The organism is Nocardia cerradoensis NBRC 101014 (assembly GCF_000308535.1).
In the GTDB taxonomy this organism is placed as follows: Bacteria; Actinomycetota; Actinomycetes; order Mycobacteriales; family Mycobacteriaceae; genus Nocardia; species Nocardia cerradoensis.
The window spans coordinates 1-5,633 of the sequence record NZ_BAFW01000092.1 but is presented as its reverse complement, the minus strand read 5'-3'; the positions used below and the strand labels follow the sequence as shown (position 1 = coordinate 5,633).

Below are 5,633 nucleotides of genomic sequence, written 5' to 3'. Positions count from 1 at the left end.
GAATAGTCCTGGGCCGACCAGCGGTGGGTCAGCTCGGCATCGGGGAAGTGCGTGCGCGTCCAGTTGTACATGTCGGCGACGTGGGCCATCGCCGATCGGGTACGGCCCACGACATGCCCGCTGCCGCCGACGAGCAGCAGATCCTCGCCGGCGTGCGGGGCGTAGCGCAGTGAGCGCGTGGGCTGGTCGGCGGACAGATACATGTCGTGCGGGAATTCGCCGGGCACCCGGAACGCGGCCGCGTAGGAGCGGTGGGGCTCGAGCCGAGCGAAGTATCCGCCGCGATCGAGAATTGGTGTGCCCGTGGCCAAGACGACGGTCCCGGCGCGGATATCGCCGCGGTCGGTCGACACCGTATCGCCGTGGACGGCGTGGACGCGGGTGTGTTCGAAGATCGTCGCACCGTGGCGGCAGGCCTGCAGGGTCAGTCCCTCGAGGACGTCCATCGGGTCGAACTGCGCCTGCTGCGCCAGGCGCACGGCACCGTGGGTGTGAAACGGCAGCGCGGTCTCCTCGGCCCACGCGACGTCGAGCCCGGCCTGCTCGCACGCGCGAAATTCCTTGCGCACCAAGTCGGTTCCGTCCTCGGTGCCGGCGTAGGTGATCGCGTCCGCGTGCTGGGTGGCGATGTCGTTCTCGGCGCAGAACCGCAGCAGCCATTGCTGGCCCTCCAGGTTCGCGTCGACGTAGTGGCGCACCGTGCTCGCCGAATGCTTCGCGGTGATCGCCGAGAGGTGGGTGCCCTGCAGCAAGGTGAGCTTGCCGGTGGTGTTGCCGGTCGTGACCGCGCCGATCGTGCGGCCCTCGAGCACCGCGACCGTGCGCCCGGCGCGGGCGAAGAGCAGGGCGGTCACCAGGCCCGTGAGCCCGGCGCCGACGACGACGCAGTCGTACTCCCCGTCGGGTTCCGGGGTCACCGGGACCGAGACGGGCGCTCGATCGAGCCACAGAGATGTCACCGAACCAGCCTCCTGTCGTTGCGCGTGCTCTCGCCTCGTCACCGCAGGTTGCCCTCTTTGTCCGGCGGCTCGGTCCGGCCCGACCGGTGATTGTGGATCGTGCGGTACAGCAGCACCGCGGCGACCAGAACGACCAAGCCGACGATCACCAGTAGTTCCATACCGAGCCCTTACCCTGGATGGTCGCCTTCAACCCCGTGTCATCGGATCCGCCGCAGCGACAGCGCCAGGCGCGGGCACAGGCTCACCGCGTCCCGGGCGGCGGCGGCCGAATCGCTGTCGAGGACCGGGTCCCGGTGGTCGCCGGTGAGCGGAAAGCCCCAGTCGTCGCGGGCGATGGCATGGGGGAGCAGTTCGCTGCACAGGCCTCGGCCGTCGCAGCGGGTCCAGTCGATGTGCATGCGCCAGGCGGGGCGGTCGGATGCGGTCACCGGGCGGCTCCCTGGGAACGGGCACGGCAGGAACCGTGCCGGTGGCGGTCGATTTCCCCGGCGAAGACGGTCAGGGCGGAACGCGCCAGCCGCGCGGTCCCGTCGGGGTGGTGGCAGGCGCCGCGGCCGTCGACCAGATCCGCGATGCGGACGACGTCCTGCGGCCGGGCGGGCCCGCCCGCCGCCAGATCGCCGACGGTGCGGGTCAGTTGCGGTAAGCCGTTGCGGCACGGGCCGCACTGTCCGGCGCTCTGGGCGGCGAGGTAGGCGGTGATCTCGGCGGTGACCCGCAGTCCGCATTCGTCGTGGCGGAGTACACGAATCACGCCGGCGCCGGGTGTCGCGTGCCAGTGGCGCAATGCTTTCCGGGACAACGATGCGCGGGGAAGGGCTGCGCCGGGCAGCCAGGCGCCGTGGTATCCGCCGACCAGAACCGCTTGGACCGTGGCCGGATCGGTGCGTCCGAACCGCTGGATCACCTCGGTCAGGGCGGTGCCGAGGGGAATCTCGACGACACCGGCGGCGGAGGTTCCGGACAGGGTGACCAGCATGGTGCCGGGTTCGTCGGGTGTTCCGGCGGTGCGAAACCAGGACGGGCCGAATCGGGACAGCAGCGCCAGATGGGCGAGGGTCTCCACGTTCTGCACCAGCGCCGGGCGGCCGTTCAGCCCGGAGCGGGAGGTGCTGACCGGCTTGTCCCGCGGGATCGGCGCGCGACCGGCGAGCCGCTCGAGGACCGCGCTCTTCTCCCCGGCCAGGAAGGCATCGGCGGCGGGCGTGAGATCCACCTGCCGTGTCCCGTAGCCCGTGGACTGCCGTTCGGCGAGGGCGTGCCGAATCGGGTCGAGCAGCCGTTGCGGGGCGTACAGGTGGCATTGCTGCGCCCCCACGGCGGCCGCCGCCACGGACAGGCCGTCGAGGACGAGATGCGGTGCCCGCCAGAGCAATACGGCATCCTTGTCGCTGGCGGGTTCGCCCTCGGCGCCGTTGGCGACCACGATGGCGCGCCGCCCGTCCGCCACCGCGGCGAGCTTGCGCGCCACCGGGAAGCCCACGCCTCCGCGGCCGGTGAGACCCGCGGCCGACACCACGTCGATGAACTCGCGTCCGACGTCGCGTGCGGGGCCGTAGCGCGCCACATGCGCGGAGAGTTCGGGCCCGGTGGCCGCCAGCAGCCGGTCGGTGCCCGTCGGAGCGGGTGGAGTCGTGGGGTTTCCGGTCAGTGTCGTCGTCATCGCCGGCTCCTCTCGGGGACTGTGGTGAATTCGGTGAAACCGCGACTGAACCGCCAGACGCCGGCGGTGGCGACGGCGAGAATGCACGCGCCGACGAGGACGAGCATCCACACCCGGTCGACGTCACTTCCCGACCCGAGCGTGTGGATCAGGGCCACCGGCCACAGGGCGTAGACCGACCAGTGCACCAGGCGAAAGACGCGGGGCCCCAGGCGATGTCGCAGCAGGGCGGTGATCACGACCACCGCCAGCAGGTCGACGGCCAGGGTGCCGAAACCCACCCACAGCGGCCGATATCCGCCGGTGAACGGCACCACGACGGTCAGCAGCCGCAACTGGGCGTACGGATCGAAGAACAGGGCCAGCACGTGCAGGGCGACGAACGCGGTCGCCGCCAGTGCCACGCTGCGGTGGAATTCGGCCAGCCCCGCGCGGGGGAGCAGCACGGCCCGCCCCGAGCGGGCGGCGATTCCGGCGACGGCCGCCACGGTCAGCACGATCAGCGCCGTGATGCCGCTGCCCCGGCCGAACGCCCACAGCGCCTGGTCGAACGCGGAGGTGCTCATCATCGAATTCCTTCCGGCTCGTCGGGCCAGGCGCCGAGGGTGAGCACCCGCCCGTCCCGGCCGACGAGCCGGGCCGGGAGTCCGGCCGACCGCAGCCACGGCAGTGCCGCCCGGCCGCGCACCACGGCGGCGGTGGCGGCGGCATTGGCCGCGAGGCAGGATTCGGCGGCCACCGACACCGTGCGCCAGACCGGATCCGCGGCGCATCCGGTGCGGGGTCGAGAATGTGATGCAGCGGGCGTCCCCCGCGAATCCAGCGGCGCCGCACCGTACTCGAGGTGGCGATCGCCGCGCCCGCGGGCAACCGGACGAGCGTGGCGGGCTGGGTCGCGCCGTCCTGGACGAGGACCTGCCAGTGCCCGCCGGGGGCGGGTCCGGCGGTGGCGATATCGCCGCCCAGGCTCACCAGTACACCGCAGCCGAGTTCATCGGCGACCGTGCGCGCACACCGGTCGGCGGCCAGGGCCTTCGCCGTCGCGCCGAAGTCGAGCCGCACGCCGGCGGGCAGCGTCACCGCGCGCGGGGAGCGGATCACCTGCGACCAGTCGGGACGCTGGGTGAGGCGCAACCCGGCGACCACCGGTCCGGCGGTGATCTGCGCGAAATCGCGGTCGTAGCCGAGGTTTTCCAGATCGGCGCCGATCGTCGGATCGACGTCGCCGTCGGTGTCGCGGGCGACGGTCAGGGCCGCGTCGAGATATTCGTCGAACAACGCGCTGACCGTGACCGGGCGGCCGGGTGTGAGCGTGCTGATCTCGGAATCGGCGCGAAACCGGTTGCAGGCGTGGTCGACTCGATCCAGATGTGCGTCGACGAGGCGGCGCGCGTCGGCCAGCGCGGCCGGGTCGGTGACGACGAGGCGAGCGGTGGTGCTCCACAGCTCCCATTCGGCTGCGGCGGTCTCCGCCGCGGGCACCGAGGTCACGAGCCGCTCGAGCGCGCGTGTGCGGTGCCCTGGCCGGGGCTCAGCTGGGGAACGCTGCCGGAGGTGCCGGACGACTGATCGGTGTCGCTGCTGCGGGTGTTGTCGGTGATGGTGGTGCCGGTCGTCGCGGCGGGCTGGTTGTCGGCGTACGCGACGACCGCCGCCGTCGTGGTGCCGACGGCGCCGACGGCCACGAGTATCCCGGCCGCGGTCCGGCCCAGGCGGCGGTTCGGATGTGACGTTCCCATATCGGTCAGCATGCGGACCGAGGCTGGGTACCGGCTGTGCGCCGGCAATGAGTTACCGAGGCGGCGACCGTGAGCTGAGGATCAGCTGAAACTGCGGCGATAACTGTGCGGGCTGACGCCGGTGGTGCGTTTGAAACGCTCGCGGAAGGCGGTGGGCGAGCCGAAGCCGACCTGGGCGCCGATGCGTTCGACGGAATGAGCGGTCGATTCCAGCAGATGCTGGGCGCGGCGGATGCGGGCGCGATGCAGCCACTGCAGCGGCGTGGTGCCGGTGTGCTCGCGGAAGCGGCGAATGAGGGTGCGGGTACTGACGCCGGCGCGTGCGGCGATCTCGTCGAGGGACAGGTCGGCGGCCAGGTTGGTTTCCAGCCAGTTCAGCAGCGGCTCGAGGTCGGAGCCGCGGGGGGTGGGCGCGAAGCCGTGGACGATGAATTGTGCTTGTCCGCCTTCGCGTTCCAGTGGCATCACCGAGAGCCGGGCGGTGTCGGCGGCCACCGCGGAACCGTAGTCGCGGCGGATCATGTGCAGGCACAGGTCCAGCGCCGCGGCGGCACCGGCCGAGGTGAGGATCTGACCGTTGTCGACGTAGAGCACATCCGGGTCGACCTCGATCGCCGGATACGCGGTCGCCAGCTCGGCGGCGGCGACCCAGTGCGTGGTGGCGCGCAGCCCGTCGAGCAGGCCGGTGGCGGCCAGCGCGAAGGTGCCTGAGCAGATGGAGGCGATGCGTGTTCCGTTCGCGGCGGCGGTGCGCAGCGCGTCGCGGACGGCCGGCGACAGCGGCGCGGTCGGGTCGGCGGTGCCGGGGACCATGACGGTGTCGGCGTCCGCGAGTCCGGCCAGGCCCCAGGGCGCGCGCAGGGTGAATGCTCCGGCGTCGACCTCCGGTTGTTCGGCGCAGACCCGGACCTGATAACCGGGGCGGCCGTCGGGCAGCCGCGTCCGGGTGAAGGTCTCGATCGGGGCGGCGAGGTCGAAGGAGACCACCCCGTCCAGGGCCAGAACGGCGACGGTGTGCATGGCTGGAACATACCTCGTCGCCACCTGTGACTTTCGCCATGAGGCCCCGGGAAACCACTCTGTTCACCCAGGTAATAGCGGCTTTCTCGAGCTATGTCGTTTTTCCGTCGAGATCTGTCGAAAACGCCACTGGGAACGGCGGACCTGCCCGCATACCGTCGGGCCGTGCCCGGGCCGACCGGGCGGATTCGAAGGGATTCCCATGCATGCTCAGATCGTCCTGTTCGATGGGTTCGATCCGCTGGACGT

General features: G+C 71.5%; 8 protein-coding genes and 1 pseudogene. All 9 read right to left on the bottom strand.

All coding sequences use genetic code 11. From position 1 onward, the window contains the following. Positions 1–959 (bottom strand): NAD(P)/FAD-dependent oxidoreductase (locus ON23_RS10200; protein ID WP_039777787.1); only part of this gene is annotated, 959 nt, incomplete at its 3' end. Positions 960–997: 38 nt separating this feature from the next. Next, positions 998–1,120: a hypothetical protein gene (locus ON23_RS39570; protein ID WP_262985082.1), complete on the bottom strand. Its 123-nt coding sequence runs from the start codon at positions 1,118–1,120 to the stop codon at positions 998–1,000. Between the two features lie 39 nt (positions 1,121–1,159). Further along, complete coding sequence (locus ON23_RS10195; protein WP_245555927.1) at positions 1,160–1,390, bottom strand: ferredoxin; 231 nt, start codon at positions 1,388–1,390, stop codon at positions 1,160–1,162. Continuing rightward, a complete protein-coding gene (locus ON23_RS10190; protein ID WP_039777782.1) occupies positions 1,387–2,625 on the bottom strand; it encodes an NADH-ubiquinone oxidoreductase-F iron-sulfur binding region domain-containing protein in 1,239 nt (412 codons plus the stop codon). The genes ON23_RS10195 and ON23_RS10190 overlap by 4 nt, the downstream gene beginning before the upstream one ends. Beyond that, positions 2,622–3,191, bottom strand: a complete 570-nt coding sequence (locus tag ON23_RS10185) for a ferric reductase-like transmembrane domain-containing protein (RefSeq protein ID WP_039777781.1) — start codon at positions 3,189–3,191, stop codon at positions 2,622–2,624. The genes ON23_RS10190 and ON23_RS10185 overlap by 4 nt, the downstream gene beginning before the upstream one ends. Beyond that, positions 3,191–3,364, bottom strand: a complete 174-nt coding sequence (locus tag ON23_RS39690; RefSeq protein ID WP_244969558.1) for a hypothetical protein — start codon at positions 3,362–3,364, stop codon at positions 3,191–3,193. Before ON23_RS39690 ends, ON23_RS10185 begins: the two co-directional genes overlap by 1 nt. A gap of 86 nt (positions 3,365–3,450) precedes the next feature. After that, positions 3,451–4,107, bottom strand: a pseudogene (locus ON23_RS10180) (FAD:protein FMN transferase); the annotation flags it as partial. Positions 4,108–4,112: 5 nt separating this feature from the next. Next, positions 4,113–4,364: a hypothetical protein gene (locus tag ON23_RS10175; RefSeq protein WP_157170196.1), complete on the bottom strand. Its 252-nt coding sequence runs from the start codon at positions 4,362–4,364 to the stop codon at positions 4,113–4,115. A gap of 81 nt (positions 4,365–4,445) precedes the next feature. Further along, a complete protein-coding gene (locus tag ON23_RS10170) occupies positions 4,446–5,384 on the bottom strand; it encodes a GlxA family transcriptional regulator (RefSeq protein ID WP_039777779.1) in 939 nt (312 codons plus the stop codon). Positions 5,385–5,633 lie beyond the last annotated feature (249 nt).